This is a genomic window from Priestia megaterium (assembly GCF_041941685.1).
Classification (GTDB): Bacteria; Bacillota; Bacilli; order Bacillales; family Bacillaceae_H; genus Priestia; species Priestia megaterium_C.
On the sequence record NZ_CP130958.1, the window covers coordinates 4,635,228 to 4,659,457 of the forward strand.

Annotated in this window: 22 protein-coding genes and 2 pseudogenes; 5 read left to right on the plus strand and 19 right to left on the minus strand. The window is 38.0% G+C overall.

Annotated elements, in window-relative coordinates:
- Window positions 1–100: 100 nt before the first annotated feature.
- From ald to Q5794_RS24560, 4 genes and pseudogenes are all read right to left on the minus strand, one after another.
- Window positions 101–1,221: pseudogene (gene ald, locus Q5794_RS24545) on the minus strand (alanine dehydrogenase).
- A 150-nt stretch (window positions 1,222–1,371) separates the two neighbouring features.
- A complete protein-coding gene (locus Q5794_RS24550; protein ID WP_013059463.1) occupies window positions 1,372–1,539 on the minus strand; it encodes a hypothetical protein in 168 nt (55 codons plus the stop codon).
- Between the two features lie 195 nt (window positions 1,540–1,734).
- Window positions 1,735–3,093 (minus strand): annotated as a pseudogene (gene argH, locus Q5794_RS24555) (argininosuccinate lyase); the annotation flags it as partial.
- Complete coding sequence (locus Q5794_RS24560; RefSeq protein WP_013059465.1) at window positions 3,090–4,298, minus strand: argininosuccinate synthase; 1,209 nt, start codon at window positions 4,296–4,298, stop codon at window positions 3,090–3,092. The pseudogene argH and the gene Q5794_RS24560, both read right to left, overlap by 4 nt.
- Before the next feature lie 314 nt (window positions 4,299–4,612).
- Here Q5794_RS24560 and Q5794_RS24565 point away from each other — a divergent pair, with 314 nt between their 5' ends.
- Complete coding sequence (locus Q5794_RS24565) at window positions 4,613–4,927, plus strand: hypothetical protein (RefSeq protein ID WP_192995595.1); 315 nt, start codon at window positions 4,613–4,615, stop codon at window positions 4,925–4,927.
- 26 nt (window positions 4,928–4,953) lie between these two features.
- On the opposite strand, the gene Q5794_RS24570 is transcribed toward Q5794_RS24565, so the two are convergent.
- From Q5794_RS24570 to sppA, 9 genes are all read right to left on the minus strand, one after another.
- Entirely contained in the window at window positions 4,954–5,799 is an 846-nt protein-coding gene (locus Q5794_RS24570) for an EcsC family protein (RefSeq protein ID WP_374988501.1), read from the minus strand.
- A 228-nt stretch (window positions 5,800–6,027) separates the two neighbouring features.
- On the minus strand, window positions 6,028–7,218 hold the full coding sequence (locus Q5794_RS24575; protein WP_013059468.1) for an acetate kinase: 1,191 nt from the start codon (window positions 7,216–7,218) through the stop codon (window positions 6,028–6,030).
- A gap of 196 nt (window positions 7,219–7,414) precedes the next feature.
- Window positions 7,415–8,407 carry a class I SAM-dependent methyltransferase gene (locus Q5794_RS24580; RefSeq protein WP_129705047.1) on the minus strand — a complete coding sequence of 331 codons (993 nt, stop codon included), beginning with the start codon at window positions 8,405–8,407 and terminating at the stop codon, window positions 7,415–7,417.
- Window positions 8,408–8,554: 147 nt separating this feature from the next.
- Window positions 8,555–9,049 (minus strand): thiol peroxidase, encoded by a 495-nt coding sequence (gene tpx, locus Q5794_RS24585; RefSeq protein ID WP_013059470.1) that lies wholly within the window; start codon window positions 9,047–9,049, stop codon window positions 8,555–8,557.
- A 176-nt stretch (window positions 9,050–9,225) separates the two neighbouring features.
- The gene (gene ytfJ, locus Q5794_RS24590) at window positions 9,226–9,693 is read right to left on the minus strand and encodes a GerW family sporulation protein (protein WP_116073952.1); all 468 of its coding nucleotides are present in this window, start codon (window positions 9,691–9,693) and stop codon (window positions 9,226–9,228) included.
- 13 nt (window positions 9,694–9,706) lie between these two features.
- Complete coding sequence (locus Q5794_RS24595) at window positions 9,707–10,405, minus strand: DUF2953 domain-containing protein (RefSeq protein ID WP_214984196.1); 699 nt, start codon at window positions 10,403–10,405, stop codon at window positions 9,707–9,709.
- 279 nt (window positions 10,406–10,684) lie between these two features.
- A protein-coding gene (locus Q5794_RS24600) for an IS3 family transposase (protein ID WP_374988241.1) occupies window positions 10,685–11,841 on the minus strand; the annotation gives its coding sequence in 2 pieces (ribosomal slippage) (window positions 10,685–11,571 and window positions 11,571–11,841; 1,158 coding nt in all).
- Window positions 11,842–11,998: 157 nt separating this feature from the next.
- A complete protein-coding gene (locus Q5794_RS24605) occupies window positions 11,999–12,502 on the minus strand; it encodes an RDD family protein (protein ID WP_214987555.1) in 504 nt (167 codons plus the stop codon).
- 10 nt (window positions 12,503–12,512) lie between these two features.
- Complete coding sequence (gene sppA / locus Q5794_RS24610) at window positions 12,513–13,523, minus strand: signal peptide peptidase SppA (RefSeq protein ID WP_374988502.1); 1,011 nt, start codon at window positions 13,521–13,523, stop codon at window positions 12,513–12,515.
- Window positions 13,524–13,672: 149 nt separating this feature from the next.
- Between sppA and Q5794_RS24615 the strand changes: the two genes are divergently transcribed.
- Window positions 13,673–14,473 (plus strand): NAD kinase, encoded by an 801-nt coding sequence (locus Q5794_RS24615; RefSeq protein WP_013059475.1) that lies wholly within the window; start codon window positions 13,673–13,675, stop codon window positions 14,471–14,473.
- A gap of 23 nt (window positions 14,474–14,496) precedes the next feature.
- Here Q5794_RS24615 and Q5794_RS24620 read toward each other — a convergent pair whose 3' ends face one another.
- From Q5794_RS24620 to ezrA, 5 genes are all read right to left on the minus strand, one after another.
- On the minus strand, window positions 14,497–16,089 hold the full coding sequence (locus Q5794_RS24620) for an amidohydrolase (RefSeq protein ID WP_374988503.1): 1,593 nt from the start codon (window positions 16,087–16,089) through the stop codon (window positions 14,497–14,499).
- A gap of 123 nt (window positions 16,090–16,212) precedes the next feature.
- Window positions 16,213–16,401, minus strand: a complete 189-nt coding sequence (locus Q5794_RS24625) for an alpha/beta-type small acid-soluble spore protein (RefSeq protein ID WP_013059477.1) — start codon at window positions 16,399–16,401, stop codon at window positions 16,213–16,215.
- A gap of 88 nt (window positions 16,402–16,489) precedes the next feature.
- Window positions 16,490–17,701, minus strand: coding sequence for a tRNA uracil 4-sulfurtransferase ThiI (gene thiI / locus Q5794_RS24630; RefSeq protein WP_374988504.1), 1,212 nt, complete (start codon window positions 17,699–17,701; stop codon window positions 16,490–16,492).
- Window positions 17,702–17,707: 6 nt separating this feature from the next.
- On the minus strand, window positions 17,708–18,850 hold the full coding sequence (locus tag Q5794_RS24635; RefSeq protein ID WP_374988505.1) for a cysteine desulfurase family protein: 1,143 nt from the start codon (window positions 18,848–18,850) through the stop codon (window positions 17,708–17,710).
- A 270-nt stretch (window positions 18,851–19,120) separates the two neighbouring features.
- Window positions 19,121–20,812 (minus strand): septation ring formation regulator EzrA, encoded by a 1,692-nt coding sequence (gene ezrA / locus Q5794_RS24640; protein WP_013059480.1) that lies wholly within the window; start codon window positions 20,810–20,812, stop codon window positions 19,121–19,123.
- A gap of 213 nt (window positions 20,813–21,025) precedes the next feature.
- Here ezrA and hisJ point away from each other — a divergent pair, with 213 nt between their 5' ends.
- Complete coding sequence (hisJ, locus tag Q5794_RS24645; protein ID WP_192995579.1) at window positions 21,026–21,820, plus strand: histidinol-phosphatase HisJ; 795 nt, start codon at window positions 21,026–21,028, stop codon at window positions 21,818–21,820.
- Here hisJ and refZ read toward each other — a convergent pair.
- On the minus strand, window positions 21,812–22,459 hold the full coding sequence (gene refZ / locus Q5794_RS24650) for a forespore capture DNA-binding protein RefZ (RefSeq protein WP_014458012.1): 648 nt from the start codon (window positions 22,457–22,459) through the stop codon (window positions 21,812–21,814). The genes hisJ and refZ overlap by 9 nt on opposite strands.
- Window positions 22,460–22,676: 217 nt before the next feature.
- On the opposite strand from refZ, the gene Q5794_RS24655 reads away from it, so the two are divergent.
- Both Q5794_RS24655 and rpsD read left to right on the plus strand, forming a co-directional pair.
- Window positions 22,677–23,156: a GAF domain-containing protein gene (locus tag Q5794_RS24655; RefSeq protein ID WP_192995577.1), complete on the plus strand. Its 480-nt coding sequence runs from the start codon at window positions 22,677–22,679 to the stop codon at window positions 23,154–23,156.
- Window positions 23,157–23,572: 416 nt separating this feature from the next.
- Window positions 23,573–24,175, plus strand: coding sequence for a 30S ribosomal protein S4 (gene rpsD / locus Q5794_RS24660; protein WP_075419729.1), 603 nt, complete (start codon window positions 23,573–23,575; stop codon window positions 24,173–24,175).
- Window positions 24,176–24,230: the final 55 nt, after the last annotated feature.

Genomic DNA, 24,230 nt, shown 5'->3' on the forward strand with positions numbered 1-24,230 from the left:
CTTTTACACTAACCTTTTCTATATTCTACCCGTCCGTTTTGTTTACAAAACAAGTGAATACGCGGCTATCATATCACAAACTGCGCAAAACCATGCCTTATTATGCTTGCTCTAATAAAGTTGTTGCATCAGCGTAAGTGAGACCGTGTGCATCTGCCACAGCCGCGTAAGTGACAAACCCGTTTAGGGTGTTGATGCCTTGAAGAAGGGAAGGGTTTTTTAAGCACGCTTTTTTATATCCCTGACTTGCTATTTGCAGAGCATAAGGCACCGTTACGTTGGTCAGTGCTAAGGTCGACGTGCGGGGAACAGCTCCTGGCATATTAGCAACAGCATAATGCAAGACCTCATGCTTCGAATAAGTCGGGTTATCGTGAGTGGTAATGCGATCAGTTGTTTCAAAAATCCCCCTTGATCAATAGCAATATCAACTACAACGGACCCTTTTGACATCGTTTGAACCATTTCCTCGGTGACAAGCTTTGGTGCTTTAGCTCCCGGTATGAGAACCGCTCCTATCACTAAATCTGACTCTTTTACAGATTGTGCGATATTGTAGTGATTTGACATTAATGTCGTCACTTCTTTACCAAATAAATCATCAAGCTGGCGAAGGCGATCAGCGTTTAAATCAATTATTGTAACATCAGCCCCTAATCCGACCGCAATTTTAGCAGCGTTGGTCCCTGCTACTCCTCCTCCAATAATTGTTACTTTTCCTCTTTGCACGCCTGGAACTCCACTTAATAAAATCCCTTTGCCACCTTTGGTTTTCTCCAAAAATTGAGCTCCGATCTGAGAAGACATTCTTCCTGCAACTTCGCTCATCGGCGTTAACAGAGGCAAGCTTTTGTTTGGAAGCTGTACAGTTTCATAAGCGATGCCTACCACCTTTTTATCGATCAATGCTTTCGTTAATGCTTCTTCAGCTGCCAAATGTAAATACGTAAACAAAATAAGTCCTTCACGAAAATATCCGTATTCTTCTGAAATCGGTTCTTTTACTTTCATAACCATTTCAGCATCCCATGCTTCTTTTGCAGTATTTACGATAGAAGCTCCTGCATTTGTGTAATCTTCATCATGGAATCCAGAGCCTTCTCCTGCCTGTGTTTCAATATATACATCATGCCCACCGTTAACTAAAGCTGTAACACCAGCTGGAGTAATAGCCACGCGATTTTCATTGTTTTTTACTTCTTTCGGCACTCCAATTTTCACCTTTATCCCTCTTTTCTTATATCAGTGATTAACTGAAAAAAGAACGCCACACCAAATCCTTTAGAAAACCGGATTTACTATGACGTTACCTTTCGATAGAGCTCAGCATAATCCTGCTTTTCTTAGTCTATATACAGTATATGCATCTAGTTATTCATATAGTTCGTTATCACTCTGTGCTTCTGGATTTTCAACTACAGAAGCCATAGCATCGCCAATGACGCCGCTTGAATAAGAATCCATTAGCTGTCTTGATGTCTCTTTTTCTCCTTCAAAATCGTATTCATATACATGCTGCGGATGTTTTTTGTCTTTCATATGTCACTTCTCCTTTTTCACTCTATTTTCTTTACGAATGTGAACTTTACTTCATAATCCCTTACATGATCTTTTCTATTTTCTTCTTAAATGCTCTAGTTATACCATTTATCTCACATCAAAAAACGCCCGCAGATTTTTCTGCGGACGTTTTGATAACTTTTTTATATCGATGTTTTTTTTGTGCAATTCATCTTTAGCTAGCTGAATTGCTTTTTTTACTTGTTCAAATCCTGTTCCTCCCGCGCTATTGCGGCGATTAACAGCTGTTTTTGGACTTAATACATGATAGATGTCTTCCTCGAATAAATCTGACGCTTCCTTATATTGCTCAAGCGGCAAATCCATTAGGTAGATATTTTTCTGAATACAAACGAGAACCAGTTTCCCAACCACTTCATGTGCTTCACGAAACGGCATACCTTTTGAAGCAAGATAGTCAGCTAACTCCGTTGCATTTGAAAAATCTTGTTTTGTAGCTTTTTTCATAACATTTGTTTTTACTGTCATTGTTTCGATCATGCCAGCAAAAATGGTCAAACATCCTTCAATCGTTGTAACCGTATCGAACATGCCTTCTTTATCTTCTTGTAAGTCTTTGTTGTATGTTAAAGGCGTGCCTTTTAACACAGTCAATAAGCTAAATAAATGACCATATACTCGTCCTGTTTTACCACGAATTAATTCCGCCATATCAGGATTTTTCTTTTGAGGCATAATACTGCTGCCCGTTGCGTACGTATCATCCATTTCAATAAATTGAAATTCTTGACTAGACCATAAAATTAACTCTTCACAAAAACGAGATAAATGCATCATTAAAATAGAACTGTTACTTAAAAACTCTAAGATAAAGTCACGATCGCTGACAGCATCCATACTATTTTGATAAATCCCATTAAAGCCTAGAAGCTCCGCGCTATAGTGACGATCAATTGGGAATGTTGTACCAGCTAAAGCTCCTGCTCCTAAAGGAGATAAATCAATACGCTTCAGCGATTCCGCATAACGTTCAGCATCGCGCTTGAACATTGAAACATAAGCCATTAAATGATGAGCAAAAGAAACCGGCTGTGCGCGCTGCAAATGTGTGTAGCCTGGAAAAATGGTTTCAACATGCTGATCTGCTTTTGTAAGCAATACATCTTCTAGATTTTCAATCAGCCCTACAATTTGCTGAACATGCTTTTTTAAATATAAGTGCATATCTGTAGCAACTTGATCATTACGGCTTCGACCCGTATGAAGCTTTCCGCCAACCGGACCAATTTCATCAATTAATAACTTTTCTAAATTCAAATGAATATCTTCATATTGAGCAGAAAATGTTAATTCTTTCTTCTTAGCTTTTTCGAGCAGTGTTTGAAGGCCTTTTTTAATTTGTGACGCTTCATCTCCAGAAAGAATACTGCATTTCTCAAGCATTGTTACATGTGCTAAACTGCCTTCAATATCTTCTTCTACAAGATGCTGATCAAATGAAATCGACGCACCGAACTCGTCAATCCATTGTTCAGGGCGTTTCGTAAAACGCCCTCCCCAAAGTTTGGTCATACCGTTGTCACCTTCTTTTGATTTACCATGCTGCTCACTTGTGTTGGAAGTCCCCATAATGAGATGAAACCAACTGCTGCATTGTGATCAAATTCATCTTCTTTTGTATATGTTGCAAGTTTTTCATTGTATAAAGAATTAGGAGATTTACGTCCCTCTACGATAGCATGCCCTTTAAATAGTTTTACTCTCACTGTTCCGTTCACATATTGCTGCGTATCTTTTAAGAATGCAAGCAGTGAATTTGTTAATGGAGAGAACCATAAACCTTCATAGATAACTTCTGTTAATTTTTTCTCAATCACTGGCTTGAAGTGCGCTACTTCTTTCACTAATGTTAAATCTTCAAGCTCTTTGTGTGCTTTAATTAATGTCATAGCAGCTGGACACTCATATACTTCACGTGATTTAATTCCCACAAGGCGGTTTTCTACATGATCAATACGTCCGACTCCGTGCTTACCTGCAATTTCGTTCAATTCTAGAATTAACTGAGCTAGCGTGTAAGATTGGCCGTTTAATGATACTGGAACGCCTTCAACGAATTCAATTTCCACTACATCCGCTGTGTCCGGAGTGTTTTCAAGAGAAGCCGTTAGGTCATATGCTTCTTCAGGTGGAGCTGCCCAAGGATCTTCAAGAACGCCACACTCGTTACTTCTTCCCCATAAGTTTTGGTCAATTGAAAATGGGCTGTCTAAGTTAATTGGAATTGGAATATTCTTTTCTTTTGCATACTCAATTTCTTCTTCACGAGACCATTTCCAGTCACGAACAGGAGCTAAAACTTCTAAGTGTGGATTTAATGCTTTAATTGATACTTCGAAACGCACTTGGTCATTTCCTTTTCCCGTACATCCATGTGCGACAGCTACTGCATTTTCTTGTTCTGCTACTTCTACAAGCTTTTTAGCGATTAGCGGTCTAGATAGTGCAGATACTAATGGATATTTTCCTTCATATAATGTGTGTGCTTGAAGTGCTGCTAACGCAAATGTATTGGCATATTCTTCTTTTGCATCAATCACATATGATGATACCGCTCCAACTGTTAAGGCTTTTTCTTTAACGAATTTTAAATCTTTTCCTTCGCCTACATCTAAACAGCAAGCTACCACATCGTACCCTTTTTCCTGTAACCATTTAATTGCAACTGACGTATCTAAACCTCCGGAATATGCTAAAACAACTTTTGGATTACTCATCATCTATTCCTCCTACAAATTATATATATATTAATACAACCGTTTTAATTTTTATTCATTTAATCTACTATTACTTTAACAACTTTTTAATCTTTTTTCAATAGTTATTCAAAAAAAAGTATATAAATTCACATTTATTTTAATTTAATAGGGTAAAATCTCTTAAAATACTGTAAAAATAGACATGAATGAATATTTCTTTCTTAAATACTGTGTATATTTATATGCATAAATCAAGTATAAATGATTTATTTTTCACTTACAGTAGCTCTGGCTTTTATCATTGTATAAAATGGAAGGGAAGAGGTGAAAAAATGGAGCACTTTTTTACTTATGACAACAGACTCGGTATAAAAATTCCTGCTCTTGAAAGAGAATGGACATTCTATTCTGAAAAACTTCAGCAGGATATACTCCTAACATGGGAATCCATTCGGGGGCAGATTCCAGACAAAATTCAATCTTTAGAAAAGAGTATTAATCAAAAACAAGCGGCGTTAGAAGATGAGACTAATTTTATCCGCTCCTGTGAATTAAATAGCGAGATAGGAGAACTTGCTTCTATTATTAATGATTTGTGGATTTGGTATCGAACAAATGAGGAAATATCAAAAAAAGTTCACGGATAGACAAAAAAAACGAGTCTCATGAAAAATTAATGAGACTCGTTTTTCTTATCTAGCAAATAGCGGTATTGGTAAAAGCGCTTTGCATAATCTGTCACTTGTTTGGCCATTCGATAATTCATCCCTCCGCCAACCATCATACTCACAATTGGCAAACGATTATAAACTTTTCGCTTCGCAGCAAATATAGCTAGCGTTTTCCCAATTTGCACAACGATTTTTTGCAGCCACGTTTTATCTACAATTTGATCAACACCTTCATAAAAATACGGGTCAAATTCTTGGCTTAACTCACTCTTTAATTGATGCCACCCCTCAGCCTGAAGGTGTCTAGGTAACGTTGCTGCATGGAAAACTTTTAGCGTTAGCATAAGCTCTGAAGGAGTCTGAATATGATAGCCATAGCTAATTGCTGCCTGTTGCACTGCTTGAATATTCATACATAAAACAGCAGGTATATCAATACCGACTAGCAGCGATTGTCCGGTTCCTGAAAGTGCTCCTTGACTCAGCGCATACAATCGAAGCTTGGCCATTTGCTGTTCGCATATATAAGAAAGCTGATCTACTTGAAGGGAATTCATTTCTGACAGATCTGTGATATCCTCTTTGAATACACGAGCGGTTTCAATAATTTGTTTTGTCGCTTGAGTTTGCATTTCTGTACCTTGAATTAATGCAGTTAACTGAAAGAGTCCCTCATCAATTTTATGTAAATAGGTCTCACGAACAGAAGCTGGAATTAAGTTAAGCCCTTTTTCTAACCACTCTTCGTACAATAACTCCATCTCAGTTGCTTCTACACTCTGTAAGCTCTCTTCCCATTTATAGATTTCTTCTAAAAGCTGTTCTTCGCGATTCGTTAGTATCATCATGTCACCCTTTCAAGAAATAAGTAGTTTTATTTTTATTATAACAAATAATGCATCCGTTACATTTTGCTTCCTATATTATTTCTTTCTTCTATACGTTGTAAACCTTCTTTCAACCGTCAGCTACTTACGCTATATAAAAAAGCTGATTTCCTTGTTAGGAAATCAGCTTTTCGTTAGTTTGCCTGACAATTTATGAGAATTCATGCATTGAAGAGGCACTTTATGAACTTAAATATTCGCTAAACGAGTAACGTCACGTGCAATCATAACTTCTTCGTCTGTAGGAATAACCATAACTTTAACTGGAGAATGAGGGTAGCTAATAAATGCTTCTTCTCCTTGTACACTATTTAAAGCTGGATCCCAATAAACGCCCATGAACTCTAAACCGCGAAGAACGCGAGCACGTACAACATCACTGTTTTCTCCAATACCTGCTGTGAAGATGATTGCATCTACACCAGACATACGAGCAGCATAAGAACCGATATATTTATGAATACGGCTAGCAAATACTTCAAGTGCTGTTTCAGCGCGCTCATTGCCTTCAGCGCTTGCTTTGATTAGATCGCGTAGGTCACTAGAAATACCAGATACACCTAAAAGACCACTTTCTTTATTTAATACATTTAATACTTCGTCAGCAGTTTTTCCTGTTTTCTCCATAATAAATGGAATTAATGCAGGGTCAATGTTACCTGAACGAGTTCCCATTGCTACACCAGCTAATGGTGTGAAGCCCATTGATGTATCAATTGACTTGCCGCCTTCAATTGCAGCGATACTTGCACCGTTACCTAAGTGACAAGAAATTAAGCGCAATTGTTCGATTGGACGGCCAAGAAGCTCAGCTGCACGCTCAGAAACATATTTATGAGATGTGCCGTGGAAACCGTATTTACGAACGCCATACTTTTCATAATACTCGTACGGTAAGCTGTACAAGAATGATTTTTCTGGCATTGTTTGATGGAATGCTGTATCGAAGACTGCTACAGCTGGAACATTTGGAAGAATATCTTGGAACGCTTTAATTCCCACAATGTTTGCTGGGTTGTGAAGCGGTGCTAAATCAGATAAAGCTTCAATTTCTGCTAGTGTTTCATCTGTGATTAAAACAGAATCAGCAAATTTCTCTCCGCCGTGTACTACACGGTGACCTACACCAGTGATTTCATCGTATGATTGAATGATGTTTTGAGAAAGTAACTTTTCAACTAAAATTTTAACTGCAACAGCATGGTCAGGGATTTCTGTAATATCCGTTTGTTTTTCACCATTTACCGAGATCGTGAAAACAGCGTTATCTAAACCAATTCGTTCTACTAAACCTTTTGTTAATACCGTCTCACTTGGCATTTCAAATAATTGAAACTTAAGTGAAGAACTGCCGGCGTTGATTGCCATGATTTTTGACATAAAAAAACAGCTCCTTCTTTATTATACGTGCATCATAAACATAACGAACAGAACATAAAAGTGTAATCTCTACAATATTCTATGCATTTCGACACGATTTCTATCCTTATTCATTTAATCATTCACGACAATAGATTTCAAGAGCTATACATCAAGAAAACGCTACCGGAAAATATTCATTATTTTCGAAAAAGACTTACTTTTTATTAACGCTGAACCATTGGTCCATTTGAGCCATAATATCACTCATTGCTTCTCGATTACTGAACTTCGGCAAATTCACAAGCAGCGCTTGATCAGGCGCTGTTACCCCTTCTCCCTGCTTTTGAAGAATGATAATACTCTTAGCAGCCTGCTCTTGTTTGAACATTGAAAGCGGCAGCTGAACGATTCCTTGAACGATTGCTTCCTCTTTTAGCAGCGGCTGTAATAAATGAGACTGTTCAGACTCGAACAAGTTATTTGGAATAAGGGCCACTACGTATCCTCCCTCTTTTACATGACGCAAGCTTTGTTCAATAAATAAGTGATGAGCATAGGTGTGACCTTCTTCAGCTCTTACTTTATAATCTTTTGCCCCTTCGTCGTTTGGATAATAACCAACCGGCAGGTCACAGACAACTAAATCAACAGGATCAATAAAAAGCGGCTGTAAGCTGTCTTGATTGAATAATTGAACGCCGTGCTTCTGTAAATTTGCATTTACATATGTCAATTGAAGTAATAAATCATCCACGTCTACACCGTATACGTGTTCAATTGACGCAGCGTGTGTATTTAAAATTGTTGTTAATAAATTCCCTGCTCCTACTGCTGGATCTAAAAGCGTATATTTATCTTTTCCTGCCATGAACTTTCCAACTAAGTAGCTGACAAATAGTCCTACAGCATCAGGCGTCATTTGATGGTTAGGCTGAACTGCTTCTTTCATGCCTTTTAAAATAGCTAGCTGATACGCTTTTCGAATCGTTTCTTTTTCAAAATGATCAAGCGTGATTGAATCGTACTCTTTTTTTAAACGTTTTTTAGTTACCTCATCTAGCTCTTCTTGTAAAATAGTTCCTTGAAACAAATTTTCTCCCGTTTCAGCTACTGCTTCTAAATATACGCAGTTTAGTTCTTTTCTTAAAATAATAGCTGTTTGATCAATTACACCAAATAGCTTTTCCATACTAGCTAACTGACTCATATTCTGCCTCCTGTGTAATGAAATAATATCTATATAAATGAGTAAACGTCCTATTTGGAACATCATATTTTATCATAAAAACTTCTTAAAACACAAAGAAGGCGAAAAACATTGTTTTCCGCCTTCTGCCGAACGCCACTGACAATCTTACTTAGCTGTTTTAGCTGCTTCGATTGCTGCTTCGTAGTTCGGATGCTCAGTTACTTCTGGTAAGTACTCAACATACGTTACGTTGTCATTTGAGTCTACTACAAAGATTGAACGAGCTAATAAGCGTAATTCTTGAATAGCTACACCATATGCTTCTCCGAAAGATAAGTCGCGGTGGTCAGATAAAGTTTGAACGTTATCAATGCCATTAGCACCACACCAGCGCTTTTGAGCAAACGGTAAATCTACGCTTACTGTTAATACTTTTACGTTATCTAATTTAGCTGCTTCTTCGTTGAAGCGGCGAGTTTGCGCATCACAAACTCCAGTATCAATAGAAGGAACTACACTGATTAGGCGAACAGAACCCTTTGTGCTGTCAAGCGTTACTTCTGATAAATCATTTGCTAAAACAGTAAAGTTTGGAGCCTTGTCTCCAACCTTCACTTGATTTCCTAATAATGTTACATCGTTACCTTTAAATTTAGTCACGAATAATTCCTCCTTTAAATAAGTATGTACACTGTTCATATTAGCTTGTCTGTCTCTATATTGCAATTAAATGACATACAAAACATGGCACCCCAAGCTAGAAAACAAACCAAACAAAATAAGCTTTGCTTGCTTCTTTTACTATTTAAAGAAGCAAGCAAAGCTTTATTTTATACCTACAAATTAAAATCATTTGCACTATCATGATGCTGATTTTGTTGATTATGATGATCCTGCTGATGATTGTTTCGTTTAAACATTTGCTGCACGCGTTCAATTGCTTGAGGTGCTGTATCTAAAATCTTTTCATATAAATGTGTACTTTCGTTAAGGTGAAGCATTTTAATTCCGCTTCCACTCACAATTAAAAAGGCAATTGGCGTAATTGATACACCGCCACCGCTACCTCCACCAAATGGATGACCTGATTCTTGCTGATGCTGTCCCGGAGAAGATGGTGCATGCCCTTCTACTCCAAACTCGCTTCCGCCCGCTGCAAAACCAAAACCTACTTTTGAGACAGTTAAAATAACACTGCCATCAGGTGTTTCTACAGGATCACCAATGATTGTATTAACATCAATCATTTCCTTTAAATTTTCCATAGCTGTCGACATTAAACTTTTAATTGGATGTTCTGCCATTAAGATAACCTCCTTATGTTTTCACAGAGTGTGTCTTGTTCTTATTTGACGACTTCCATCTTTTGCGACGCTTTTTGGACGTATGCCGCCAGTATCTCAAGGTCCGTAAACCTACTAGAATAGCTTGACCAACTCGAAAAGAAATTATGCACTCAAATACCGTTTCTGACCAAAGATGTTGAAATACAGGAGTGACGCTCATGACAGGCATATCTTTTAGTTTCATATACCGGCTGATTATACCAATTATGCCCCCTTTTGCAGACCATACAGCCCCGGTGAGTACGCCTGTTAACGCAGCATCACCTAAGCCGAAACGGCTGTGCCATCTAATATCACTTACCGTCACTTTCTGTAAGAAACGACGAAAAATTTTATGAAAACCGACTACCTGTTCAAGGAATTGCTTCGCATTTTCTAACATGCTTAGCCCGTCTTCTACAGAATAATCACTCCATGAATTCTCGTCTTCTTTTCCTTGATCACCCATTCCTTTCTTCTTTTCAACAAGCAAACGAGGAGAATCTTTTTTCACTTTCACTACCGGAATTTCATATGTATAGCGAATAAGACCAAACCAAGCCCTGAGTCTCACTCTGTAATAATCGTTATCTCGGACATGGTGAAGATCTACAAATAGCGTGATTTTTGTCCATACAATAAGTACAATAACAATTAAAAGTGCTAGCAATATCCATAAAAGCCATAGCACATCCTTCACTCCTTCTTAGCTTCACATTATCTCCAAAACACAGAATATTAAACCTTATGGAAACAATAAAAAGAGGTTGAGATATAACGAAATGAATCCAATCTAAAGACGAACAAATTGGATACATGAGCTGAACCGGTTGTGACATCGCAGTTGATCTCCAATCAGCTGCTAGAAGGATCTAAACAAATGAAACCTACGTTTACCATTACAAAAAAAAGAACCACTAATCAAAAGTGGGACTGCACCCTGTTTGTGAGACAGGAATCAAAGCACCTTTTAAACAACCATTTGCCGGTATTGTACTGGTGACTGGTTGTTTAGTTTCGTTTGAATACGGGCATTGTTGTAATAGGTAATATAGTTTTCGACGATTTGTTCGACGATGGTGGTCGTCGTATATGTTAACTCGTCGAGGTAGAACGTTTCAGACTTTAGCGAGGAATGAAACGATTCAATGGAGGCATTATCTGCGGGTGTCCCTTTACGGGACATACTCATAGTAATGCCTCTTTCTTTGATTTTTTGTTGATAGAGATGCGATGTGTACACAGAGCCTTGGTCACTATGCAACGTACATCCTTTAGGTAAAGAAGGAAGTTGGCTTAACGTATCTAAGACAAATTCTACGTTTTGATAATCACCAATCGAATACGCAATGATTTCCCCATTAAATAAATCTTGAATACTTGAAAGATACAACTGTTTAGGTCCAAAAGGCAAGTAGGTTATATCAGTTACTAATTTCTGAAGAGGACGATCAGCTTGAAACTCACGATTTAATACATTCTCTGCAACCTGATAAGGTTGCCCTGTTTGCTTTCGTTTTTTTCGTTTTACGCGACATTGCCAACCGTATTTCTGCATGACACGTTGTACAAATTTATGGTTAATCTTCATCGTTCGATTGAGTAATGCTGTAATTTTTCGATAGCCATATCGGAACTTGTGTTTACGACACTGCTTACCAATCTGTTGTTCCATCCATTTCTTTTTCTTTGTCCGTTCTGATTGTTCCTGTTGCCTCCAGCGATAATAAGTCGATCGAGGGATATCAAGGTACTGACAGATTTGATAGACTGGTATCTTATCTTTTAACTCTTCCACTACGTTCACTACGATTTCTGGGACCACTTCCTCTCCAATTCCTTGTACTTTTTTAAGACCTCAATCTGTTGTGTTAAATACCGGTTTTCTGCTTTCAATTTGGATATTTCGTCTTTAAAGCCAGGTCCCTTTCCATATGAATATTGCTTGCCTACAGGCTGTTCAAATCGATGCATTTCTCCATTTTTATACCATCTCATCCACCTTTTTAATTGGGTGTAACTGCGAATATTTAATTGGGAAAGCACTTCTTTGACAGGTACACCAGCTAATCTCATCTCAATAGCTTTTATCTTTACCTCTGCTGGATAACTAACTCTTGTCCCCATAGAAAAAACACCTCCAAGTGATTGTTAGGTAGTATATACCCGTTTTTTAACTTAAAGGTGTTTTTTATTTGTCTCACTATAGGGGGTCAGTCCCAGTCTTGATCAGTGGTTCTTTTTTTCACTTCGTCTAAAACCCTTTTGTCCCAGCCTCTTTTTATTATCTGCTAATTGTACCTTCATGTATGACAGTTGTATCTGCGTAGTAATCATGGGCCCCTTGCTTCTTAGGTAAAAACGCAACTAATAAATAGCCAAGTAAAAAAACTGTTTTAGAAATATAACGTCCAACTACTTCACGAAACAGCACAACAGGCCAAGTTAAAGTGGAGTCTTTCAGCGATACTACTTTAAGCCCAAACACCATCTTTCCAAGCGTTTGTCCAAAATACTTGGTCATTAAAACAAAATAACCATAAAAGATAATAACCGTTACAATCGTATAGGGAGAAAAAAATCCATCTCCTCGAGAAATACCTGCTAAATGGAAAATTGGCTTGATCAGCAGGGAGTTCAAGCTAGCTACCACAGCTAGATCTAAAAGATATGCCCAAAAGCGCATCCAAAAGCCTGCATAATGGAATTCACTCCCTATTGGAGTACTTGCCGCTGGCTCATGTTTTATATTATCGTTTGATTCGGTTGAATGAGACTGATTTTCCATGTTCCCACCTCTATTCTGCATATAAATACATCAGGCGCGGAGAGCTTGGCTGCGCAAATGTTTTTAACATTGCAGTGACTTGTTCATCTCCACCTATTACTTTTTGCATGCTCATTGAAAGCCAAGAAGGCAGTCCGAATCCTTGATTGTATTGAATTACTTGTGCACCTTTTAACTTATAATCTTTCTCCATTCCTGTTACCGCATCTTCAAAATAGCCTAGTTGATCGACCAGCTTCAGCTCTTTAGCCTGACGTCCATCGTACACTCGTCCATCTGCGATAGAACGCACTTTTTCTTTAGACAAGTGACGTCCCTCAGAGATAACATTGACGAAACCATCGTACGAGTTGTCTACAAGTGTTTGCATAATTTCTTTTTCTTCTCCGGTCATTTCTCTTGTTGGAGACATAATATCTTTATGAGCCCCGCTTTTGATAACAACAGATTCTACTCCTAGTTTATCAGCCAGCTTGCCGTAGTTAACGCTTTGCATAATTACACCTAGTGAACCTGTTAAAGTGTCCGGGATTGCATAGATTTTATTAGCAACTGTTGAAATGTAATAGCCTCCTGAAGCAGCCATTGATCCCATTGAAATATACACTGGCTTTTTCGTTTCTTTCTTCAGCTCTTCAATTTTTTTATGTATTTCAGCACTTTCAACGACGCCGCCGCCCGGTGAATTCACCTTAATAATGACTCCTTTAACTGCCTTATCATTTTTTGCAGCCTCTAGCTGCTTTAAAAATGCTTGGTGGTTATAACCATTTTGGGACATAAGCGGAGAGGAACCGCTCCCTGTATCTTGAATCGTTCCATTGACCTCTAGCACTGCAATTTTCTTAGCTGCATTCCCTTTTTCGATAACTGTTTCTGATAGTTCACTGTCGTCTCCTCCAAATATGCCTGCCAAACCGTCATCTTTTTCTTCTTTGACTGAAAAACCAATATTAACAATCGCAGAAAAAATGAATAAGCAGGCCGCAATTAAAAGAGCAATCCACCTTTTTTTGTTCATAAAAATCCTCCTTTTTAGGTGTCGGAATTAAAAGATTATTCTTTTAATTCTTAAAGCAATAATGCTATAATTATTGTAACAAACTTTTTTTAAAAAGTTTACTTTATCGCTAATATTTTACATATCAGACAAACAAGGGGGAACTATCTATGCCAAATCGTCGCAACGTTTATTTCTTTCATCCAAAAAACCAGGAAACAAAGGCGCTCGTAAGTCCACTTATTGAACTTGCAAAACAATATGACTTTCAAGTAGTAGACCATTTCGACAGCGCTAACATCATTGTAAGTATTGGCGGTGACGGAGCTTTCTTGCAGGCTGTCCGTCAATCTGGCTTTCGAGATGACTGCTTATATGCTGGTGTCACAACTTCAGATCAACTAAGCTTTTACTGCGATTTTCATATCGATGAAACGGATAAAATGATTGAAGCTATTACGACAGAAAATATAGAAGTACGTCGATTTCCCGTTTTACAAACTCAAATTGATCAAGGAACTTCTTTTTATTGCTTAAATGAATGTTCGATTCGATCAGGTGTTATAAAAACACTCAGTCTAGATGTTTTTATTAATGAAAATCACTTTGAAACATTCCGTGGGGATGGGATGATTATTTCAACACCAACAGGCAGTACGGCTTATAATAAATCGGTAAGTGGAGCCGTAGTTGATCCGTTGATTCCTTGTATGCAAGTAAGCGAATTGGCATCGTTAAATAATAATAACTATCGTACATTAGGATCTTCATTCATCCTAAGCGCTGAGCATACGCTCACTTTAAAACTATCCAATGACAACAACCACAGTCCAATTATTGGAATAGATAACGAAGCATTAAATGCACGCCAAGTTGATCAAGTTCAAATTCGTTTAAGCGACCGTCAAATTAAAACGGTTAAGTTGAAAGATAACTCTTTCTGGCAACGAGTTAAGCGTACATTTCTATAATAAAAAGCGCCCAATGGCGCTTTTTATTTTTGATATACAATTTCTCCATTAATAGCAGTCATCTGCACCTGTACCGATGGGATATCATCTGCAGGTATCTCAAACAGATCTCTTTCTAATACGGTAAAATCAGCTACATAGCCCTTTTGAACATATCCTTTTTTATGCTCTTGATGAATGGCCTGCGCGCTTCCTAAAGTAAACAGCTGAACAGCTTCAAATACAGTGAGTCGCTCAGAAGGTATGTAAATGACCGAGCTATTTGGAGAAGTTTTTCTAGAAACTGCTGCATGAATCGTTAACATGGGATTGATAGGTTCAATAGGCGCATCCGATCCGCCTGCACACATAACGCCCTCGTCCAATAACGTTTTCCAAGCATAGCAATAGTCCAAATGCTCTTCTCCAATTTTTTCAATAACCCATGGAAAATCGCTGGCTAAAAACCGAGGCTGAATATCTAGCACAACCGGGAGCTTTTTTACACGATTCACTAAATCTTTTCGTAGAATTTGCGCATGAATAATACGATCTCTTTGCCCTGCTTGAGGAGGATATTGTTCAATGCTTTCTACTACATATTGAAACGCTAAATCACCAATCGCGTGAATTGCAACGGTCATATTCAATTCTCTCGCTTTTCTCACTAGCTGTTTTAATTCATCTAGTGATTGAATAGCTACGCCTCTTGTAGAAGGATCGCTTTTGTATGGAAAGCTTAAAAGAGCAGATTGACTGCCGAGCGAACCATCAGCAAAAATCTTCATTGGCCCTATTTCAATAAAAGCGGATGTGTCTTTCTTTTCTTTAACGTATGTATACATATCATCTACAGCTTCATGATGAACAAGTAAATGAGCACGAAACAGCTGCTTTTCTTTATGAATAACGTCTTGAAATGCTTGATATGTACGCAAAAAGCCTCCATAATAATTTAAATCTTCCGTATGTCCACCCGTTAATCCGTGCTGCACACAATCTTTGATGGCTACTGAGAGCGCTTGTCGAATGTATGCTTCTGATACTTGAGGAATATGAGCCGTTACTAATTCTTGCGCTTGATCAGCCAAAAAACCGGTAGGATTCCCCGCTTCATCCCTCTGGATAATACCTCCTTCCGGGTCACGTACTTCAGCTGTAATCCCGGCTATTTTAAAAGCAGTCCCGTTTACTACTAATCCGTGACGACAGACTCGCTTCAACATAATAGGATGTTCAGTTGAAAGCTGATCAAGATCTTGATACTGAATCAAAGAGGAATCTTCCCACTGATTTTCATCCCACCCTTCTCCAATTACCCATTCTCCTTTTGGTGTACTCTCTACTTTTTGCCGAACGCGCATCAGCACGTCTTCCCTAGAAGTAGCTTGAGACAAATCAAGCCGAAGGAGCTTTTCACCGTGACCAATTAAGTGAAGATGGCTATCTACAAAGCCCGGATACATTGGATATCCTTTGAGGTGTACTTCTTTGTCAATCTCAGCACCCCATTTGATTCTTAGATCTTCTTCTGCGCCTATATCTTCAATGAATCCTTTTTCAACATATACACTTTCTACATGCTCATCTTCTTTTAGCATCGTATATATTTTGCCGCCGTAAAATAAAGTCCCCATCGCCAACATCTCCTTTACTTTATAAAGCTTGATCTTGTCTCTATTATACGTGACAAAACAAACAAGACAAAAGAGTGAGGTTTCCCCCACTCTTTTTAGCCATCATTATTTAATTAATATGACTTATTTACCACCAAGTTGTTGCTCAGCCATTTGAACTAAGCGTTTAGTGATTTCTCCACCAACAGATCCGTTAGCGCGAGCTGTTGCTTCTGGTCCAAGATTTACACCGAATTCAGAAGCGATTTCGTATTTCATTTGGTCGATAGCAGCTGCTGAACCAGGAGCTACTAATTTGTTTGTGTTTGCCATGTGTTTTCACCTCCTTGTTGAATATAGATTGTGTCAAAACACATGGCATCATACATTATTTTTTTGGTAATTTTATGAAATTTAACTTTTAAAACAAATCTTCTACGCTGTCTGCGGTATTTGTAGCCGAAGAAGCTGTCATCTCAAGCGTTTCTACATTATTTACCGCTTCTTGAATTAATGTTTCAAAATCATAAAATTGTTCGTATCGATTTATTTTTTCACGTTTTGGCTTCGTTTTTGGTGAGCTTGGCGTAAAAATTGTACAGCAGTCTTCATACGGTCGATTCGAAATTTCATGTGTATCAATTTTGCGGGCAATTTCAACAATCTCCGTTTTATCCATTGTTACAAGCGGACGCAAAATTGGCGTATTAGTCACTTCATTAATCGCATACATGCTCTCAACCGTTTGACTAGCTACTTGCCCTAAGCTGTCGCCAGTCACGATAGCTAACGATTCATTTTTTTCACGAATAAGGTCCGTAATTCGAAGCATCATACGGCGTGTAGAGGTCATGGTATAATTCTCTGGAATTTGCTTTTGAATCGCTTGCTGTACAGCTGTAAACGGTACAATGTGAAGCTTTACTTTTTCGTGATAAGCCGTTAATTTTCGCGTTAAATCGATGACTTTTTGCTTAGAACGTTCACTTGTAAAAGGCGGACTGTAAAAATGAACCGCTTCTATTTCTAAACCGCGCTTCATGGCTAAGTATCCTGCAACCGGGCTGTCAATTCCTCCAGAAAGCATCAGCATCGCTTTTCCACTCGTACCAACTGGAAGACCTCCTGCTCCCCGATAATCAAAACATGTAATATACGTTGCTTCACTTCTCACTTCTACTCGTACATTTACGCTTGGTTCTTTTACGTTTACCTGTAGATGCTCTGTATTTCGTAGAATATGACTTCCTACTGCATAATTTAATTCGTTTGTATCAAGAGGAAATTGTTTATAAGCTCTCCGAGTAGATACTTTGAATGTTTTTCCTTCTATATCAAATTCTTTCATTGCTTCTAACGCTGCTTCTTGAATCGCTTCAAGCTCATTTTCAACTTTTAATGCTAAACTAAAGCTTTGAATACCAAAGATTTGCTGAAGACGTTCGATGATAGGCTCGTGATTTTCACCGTTTAAGTGAATATACATGCGGTCTCTTGTGTATTTTACGTGAATATTTTGGAATGCACTAAGAGCCGTTACAATATTTTTTCTTAGCTGGGCAACAAATTTTTTTCTATTTTGTCCTTTGGTTGAGATTTCTCCGTACCGAATTAAAATATGGTTATATATCATAATCATTTACCTCATTACTTTCTTTAGATCTTCAATTACTGTGAAAATAGCATTTACAATGGGCGTTACTTCATTATAATCATTTAAGCCTGACAAGCTCAATCGAATGGACTGATCGGCTTCTTCGTAATTTTTACCGATAGCTAAAAGCGTTTTGCTTGGCTTTTTTCGCTTTGATGAGCAAGCAGATGTAGTGGATACAAACACTCCTTTTTCTTCAAGAGCGTGAACAAAAACCTCACCTTTAATACCTTGTGCTGTAAAATTTATAATATGAGGTGCCGAATGCTCACTCGGCGTATTAATCGTGATTCTTTCGTGAGCAGAAAGTTTGTCCATCAGTTCTGCTTTTATTTTCCGCATTTTTTGCTGATTTTGAGCAGCATGTTCAAGTGTTAAACGAAGTGCTTTAGCAAATGCTACAATTCCCGGCACATTTTCCGTGCCTGATCGATGCTGCATTTCCTGAGAGCCTCCGCTAAGCAACGGATGAAGCTGAACTCCATTTCGTTTATATAAAATTCCCGTCCCTTTTAAGCCGTGAATTTTGTGTCCTGATAATGTGCATAAATCAATTTTATGATCCGCTAAAGAAAGCGGAACTTTTCCAATCCCCTGCACATGATCGACATGAAAAAGCACCTTCGAATAGTTCGTCAGCATCTGTCCAATTTCTTTAATTGGCTGAACGGTGCCAATCTCGTTATTTACATGCATAACAGATACTAAAATGGTTTCATCTGTAATTACTGATTCAATAGCCGCGGGCGACACAAATCCGCTTGAATCTACCGGCACATACGTCACGTTAAATCCTAGTGCTTCTAACTGCTTAAATGGTTCATGAACGGAATCATGTTCAATGTTTGTCGTAATAATATGCTGACCTCGGCTTTTATATTGCATCGCTACGCCTTTAATAGCCAAATTATTCCCTTCCGTTCCTCCTGATGTAAAGATAATTTCATCTGACGATACGTGCAGCAATTCTGCCACTTGCTCACGTGAACGGCTCAACAAATTCTCCGCTTGTACGCCAAATTGATGGAGGGACGATGGATTGCCATAATAAGTTGTAGCTACTTTGGTAAAAGATTGTATTACTTCATTATAGGGTTTTGTTGTAGCGCTATTATCTAAATAAATCAAGGATGCGCGCCCCCTTCTTCATTTTTTAGGAACAACGTATTATCATACCACACCTTGGTACTTTTTTAAATCGGGCTTTGCCTTAGTAATCATAACAAGGATAGACAATCTTTTCAAAGCTATTCGCCACTTTATAGCCAAGGCCTCCGCTGTATCATCCTAAAGTAACTGCCGCATTCATAGACTATACTATTAGCATTAAAAGAGGTACGAGATAGTATACAAAGAAAAGCGTCATAAAAAAGCTCGTGTCCAAAGGACACGAGCTTTTTAACTCTGTGAAGATACAATACGCTGTATACGATCCAGCGCACCAGGATCTACTTGCTCAATAGCTGCAGATGCCTGTTTTAATGCTTCTTTGTATTCGTAATGACGAAATGCTTCTTCTGCTTCTTCTAAAGACTGTGCAATCGAGTGATGAGTACTTCTATAACGGTTACCGTATTGAATCACTCTTTCAACGAGTCGCGCTTCTTCTAACATTGCCTCTGTTTCATCAAATGTATCCTGAACAAAACCAACAGCATCTTCAAGTAAAGATTGAACAGCTTGAATATTAAGCGGTTTTTCTTTCAGCTTAGCGGTTACTTCATTTAAGATATGAACCGTTTTTTCAAGCTGCACTTTATATTCTTCAGGAACACCAGGAAGGTTGCTTTTTTGAATAAGGCGTCGTGCTTCAATCAACTGAGATTTCAGTTCTTCTATTTTGTCCTTAGCTGAGAGCTCATCTTTGCGAAGAGCTTGTAGCATATCGCTATAGGATTCCTGAGATTCTTTTAATTGGTTAAGCTGTTTGGAAACGTCTTCGAGTTCTTCTTGGATCACACTGTAGGCTAAATTATGCTCCGCCACCTTGTCCGAAATATTATAGTACAAGTTAGTCAATCGTTTTAGTTCGCGGTCCATTTTATAATATACGTCTAAATCGCGCTCTTTAAAATGATAGCTTTGCTGTACAAATAGCGTTTCTTCACGAAGTTCACGGTTTCGTTCTTGAAGCATACGAAGGAAGTTAGATACCGTGTGAGATTCACGGTTCATTTTATGATAGGAGAAAACCTCATGCTCAAGTGAGTCATATAACTGCTCTAAGCGTTCGTTCACATCATCTAGTTTTGTAATCGCTTCTTCCACATATAATTCTTCAATATCTGCAATAATTTCAGCAGTTTCTTGTTTTAAAAGCTCTACCGTTTCTTCTACTTGCAGATGATCTAACACATATCCCTGCTCACTCATTTCGCGGAATCCGTCAAGCAGTTCATTGAACTGAACAGGAAGAGTGGTCTGACACTCAACTAACACTTTTGGAATTTGTTCTAAATACGAATCAATAGCTGTTAAATCAGTTTTTAATTGAAGAACAATCTCACGTGCTTGAAGATAGTTTCCGTTAATCGTCTCTTCCTCGTATTTTTTAAACTGCTCTTTAGATGTATTAATTGCGTATTCTAACGTTTTTTCAGCATTTCCATAGGAATACCGATGTGCGAGCAATTTTTTCTTCACATGGCGATGAAGCTGATTTAACTCCTCAATATCATATCGATTATCTTGTTCGCTACCAATTAAATTTTGAAGTTCAGTAAGTATGTTTTCAATATCTATCTTGGTTTGTTCTAAGGCTTGATCAATATGTATAGATAACTGCTTCGCTTTTTTAAATCGGTATTTATCTGCTGCTTCTTCCGTTTCAAACAGTTCTTTATCAATTTTCGGGAGATTAGTTGATATAATTTCATCCCACTGCTCACGCCAACGTTCAAATAGCTCTTCAGTTTGACCTGTCATGTTCAATTCTTTCACTTTTGAAATTTCCTCTGCAACTGGCGTATTTGCTAATTCGACTTTGATCGTTTCCAGGCGATCAATTTCTTGATAAATCTTTTTACGTGAAAACATTCCGTACACAACTAATCCGATTATAAGTATGATTAGTGCTATAATGAATTCCATACTAAGCCCCCTTACAGTGCGTTCTACATGACAAGTTTCTTATTTATAAAAAGGGTGAATTTAATCCTTTAAATTTTTTTGCGTCAATGTTTTTATGATACCATGTAAAGTCCAACTTTTGAGCAAAAAATTAAATTTTTTTATACAAAATATTGGCATGGAGTCACTTTGTGTCGTTACAATGGAAAAAGAAGAAAAAAGGAGGCATTTTTTATGAAAGTTGACAAACATATTCATACTCCATTTTGCCCACACGGTTCACCTGATTCATTGCAACAATATGTTGAACAGGCAATTTTCCTGAACTTTGGCGAGATTTCGTTTACAGAGCATGCTCCATTACCAAAAAGCTTCAGTGATCCGACACCTGATCGCGACAGCGGAATGGATCCTGACAAACTTGATCGCTACATTCAAAACGTACAGCAAGTTAAAAAAGAATTTGAGCGCGATATTCGTATTAATATCGGATTGGAAGTTGACTTTATTGAAGGATTTGAACACGAAACAACAGATTTCTTAAACGAGTATGGTCCTTATCTCGATGACAGCATCCTTTCTGTCCACTTCTTAAAACATGAAGAAGGATATGACTGCCTAGATTTTAGCGCTGACGTATTTGCACATATTGTACAGAAGTTTGGCAGCGTAAGCAAAGTATATGATAAGTATTACAACACGGTATTACGCTCTGTACAGGCCAATTTAGGCGTTTATAAGCCTAAGCGCATTGGTCATATGACACTCGTACATAAATTTCAAACTCGCTTTCCATATGAAGACACACTTTCCCCTATTATTTTATCAATACTCGATGAAATAAAAATGAAAGATCTGGCTTTGGACTATAATGGTGCAGGGTTGTTTAAGCCTTTGTGCAAGGAAGCGTATCCAGCTCCCTTTGTCGTAAAGGCAGCCCAACAGAAAAAAATCCCTCTCGTATATGGGTCAGACGCCCACTGTGCGAAGGATTTAGGCCAAGGCTATGGAGAGCTGCATTTAGGATAATTGAACGCGCAGTTTGTTTGTCCGTTCATATGGCAAACATACCGTTGTGTGCACCCATCGCTCAAGCTCAATCGCATATTGCTGAACAAAATACGGTTCGTGAGGCAATATATGAAGAACTTCACTTAGGTACTGAGGATGAAGATAAGGCATAGACAGCATGCCCTTAAGCTCAATGATTGTAAAGGAAACGTGCAGCTTTCGAAATTCCTTTTCTTTCATCCCTCTTTCAAGGATTGTTTTTAAGTAGTATTTTTCCTTGGTTAAATACGTAGTCATAACTTCTCGAATTAAAATCGTGTCAAGAGAGATTTCTCTATATACGAGCCGGGCAATATGCCTATTTTCATGCTGGTAATGTAAGATAGCTCGAATCATCACGATCATACTTTCTGTTGAAGACAGCTTTTTCATTTCTTGGAATGCTTGCTCCAGTACCCCAATATAACCTTCAAAATAAGAAATCACTAAACTTTCAAGCAACCCTTCTTTGCTATGAAAATAATATGAAATATTCGCTACGTTCACTTTCGCTTTTCCTGCAATCTCGCGCACCGACGTACCATCAAAACCTTTTACGTTAAAAAGAGAAACAGCCGCATCAATAATTTTCTCTTTCGTTTTTGACTGTACAGCCATCTATCTACACCTCATTTCGATTTATTTTTACAAAACACATATGATTGCAAAATTGTGTAGAAATCGTTACAGTATTTAAAAAGGATTTTAGTAGCCTCTCTACATAATTCGTGATAGGCTTTTTAGTTCCTGTAATCTTTTATCGACAAAGTAGCGTTAAAACTGACGTTTCCTGATAAAAACTCATTAAATCTTATGTTGAATGGAGGAGAATACATTGTTTAATGTCGAAAACTACAGCGGCTCAAAACAAAAGGATTATGAATTAGTAATTAAGCAATTACGCGCCTTATTAGAAGGAGAAAGCAATACAATTGCTAATCTAGCAAATGCTTCAGCTTTACTAAATCAATTTTTAAATGAAGTAAACTGGGTAGGCTTTTATTTAATGGAAGACGGTGAGTTAGTACTCGGCCCTTTCCAGGGGCTGCCGGCTTGTGTTCGCATTCCACTTGGAAAAGGCGTATGCGGTACAGCAGCTCAAAATCAAAGAACAGAGCGAATCGAAGATGTTCATGCATTCCCTGGCCACATTGCATGTGATGCTGCTTCTCAATCTGAAATCGTCGTACCAGTGGTAAAAGACGGTAAACTTTTAGGTGTTCTTGATATTGACAGTCCAATCAAAAATCGCTTTGATGAAATCGATCAACAGTATCTTGAAGAATTCGTCAAAGAACTCACTTCTTTTCTTTGAATATGAATAAGCAAAAAAACCGCTGCAAATCAGCGGTTTTTGCTTATTAAACAAACGTTTGATTAGCCCATCACCACCGTTTTCTTATGTTCTTTCTTCTCCTTTCATACTTCAAATGAATATATCCTTTCTTTTACATTCTTTTAATCTTCAATCTTCCTTGACTTTATACGAGTAAACACCTATAATACTCGTTGTGTGAAATATTGCAGCTTATACAATCTTCTTTATGTTTTTTCATTTTGTTCCTCATTAAAAGATTGTTTTACAGAAGTAGCAATTCTTTTAACAAGATGGTGTATCGTGTAACTCTCTGCTGCTAGAGCGATGGTACATGAAAACAAAATGAGCATATCGCTAGAATGTGTCTGTTTTTGTTTTGCATAAAATAAAAACACAAACAAGGAGGAGTCATCATGGCTCGTTATACAGGTCCAAGTTGGAAAATCTCTCGTCGCTTAGGTCTTTCTCTAAGTGGTACAGGTAAAGAATTAGAAAAACGCCCTTACGCTCCAGGTCCACACGGCCCAGGTCAACGTAAGAAAATTTCTGAGTATGGTTTACAGTTACAAGAAAAGCAAAAATTACGCCACATGTATGGTGTAACTGAGCGTCAATTCCGTAACTTATTCGTTGCTGCTGGTAAATTAACTGGTAAGCACGGTGAGAACTTCATGATTCTTTTAGAAGCTCGTCTTGATAACTTAGTATACCGTATGGGTCTTGCACGCACTCGTCGTCAAGCTCGTCAATTAGTTAACCACGGTCACATTTTAGTTGACGGTAAACGCGTTGACATCCCATCTTACCGTGTACAACCTGGTCAAGTGATCGGTGTTCGCGAAAAATCTCGCAACCTTTCAATCGTGAAAGAAGCGCTTGAAGTTAACAACTTCGTACCAGACTACTTAACAGTAGACGCTGAGAAATTAGAAGGTACATTCACTCGCTTACCAGAGCGTTCTGAATTATCTGCTGAAATCAACGAAGCACTAATCGTAGAGTTCTACTCTCGTTAATAGTAAAAAGCCGTTCCTTATGGAGCGGTTTTTTTACTGTCTATATATAAAAAAA

Excerpts from the sequence above, each read along its gene's own strand:
- Q5794_RS24605 (WP_214987555.1), bottom strand. The coding sequence starts at position 12,502 with ATGGAAAATCAGTCTCATTCAACCGAATCAAACGATAATATAAAACAT.
- Q5794_RS24560 (WP_013059465.1), bottom strand. The coding sequence starts at position 4,298 with ATGAGTAATCCAAAAGTTGTTTTAGCATATTCCGGAGGTTTAGATACG.
- ytfJ (WP_116073952.1), bottom strand. The coding sequence starts at position 9,693 with ATGGCAGAACATCCAATTAAAAGTTTAATGTCGACAGCTATGGAAAAT.
- Q5794_RS24550 (WP_013059463.1), bottom strand. The coding sequence starts at position 1,539 with ATGAAAGACAAAAAACATCCGCAGCATGTATATGAATACGATTTTGAA.
- Q5794_RS24570 (WP_374988501.1), bottom strand. The coding sequence starts at position 5,799 with ATGATGATACTAACGAATCGCGAAGAACAGCTTTTAGAAGAAATCTAT.
- refZ (WP_014458012.1), bottom strand. The coding sequence starts at position 22,459 with ATGGCTGTACAGTCAAAAACGAAAGAGAAAATTATTGATGCGGCTGTT.
- sppA (WP_374988502.1), bottom strand. The coding sequence starts at position 13,523 with ATGAACAAAAAAAGGTGGATTGCTCTTTTAATTGCGGCCTGCTTATTC.
- Q5794_RS24620 (WP_374988503.1), bottom strand. The coding sequence starts at position 16,089 with ATGGGGACTTTATTTTACGGCGGCAAAATATATACGATGCTAAAAGAA.
- rpsD (WP_075419729.1), top strand. The coding sequence starts at position 23,573 with ATGGCTCGTTATACAGGTCCAAGTTGGAAAATCTCTCGTCGCTTAGGT.
- Q5794_RS24615 (WP_013059475.1), top strand. The coding sequence starts at position 13,673 with ATGCCAAATCGTCGCAACGTTTATTTCTTTCATCCAAAAAACCAGGAA.
- Q5794_RS24625 (WP_013059477.1), bottom strand. The coding sequence starts at position 16,401 with ATGGCAAACACAAACAAATTAGTAGCTCCTGGTTCAGCAGCTGCTATC.
- Q5794_RS24565 (WP_192995595.1), top strand. The coding sequence starts at position 4,613 with ATGGAGCACTTTTTTACTTATGACAACAGACTCGGTATAAAAATTCCT.
- ezrA (WP_013059480.1), bottom strand. The coding sequence starts at position 20,812 with ATGGAATTCATTATAGCACTAATCATACTTATAATCGGATTAGTTGTG.
- Q5794_RS24575 (WP_013059468.1), bottom strand. The coding sequence starts at position 7,218 with ATGTCAAAAATCATGGCAATCAACGCCGGCAGTTCTTCACTTAAGTTT.
- thiI (WP_374988504.1), bottom strand. The coding sequence starts at position 17,701 with ATGATATATAACCATATTTTAATTCGGTACGGAGAAATCTCAACCAAA.
- Q5794_RS24580 (WP_129705047.1), bottom strand. The coding sequence starts at position 8,407 with ATGAGTCAGTTAGCTAGTATGGAAAAGCTATTTGGTGTAATTGATCAA.
- hisJ (WP_192995579.1), top strand. The coding sequence starts at position 21,026 with ATGAAAGTTGACAAACATATTCATACTCCATTTTGCCCACACGGTTCA.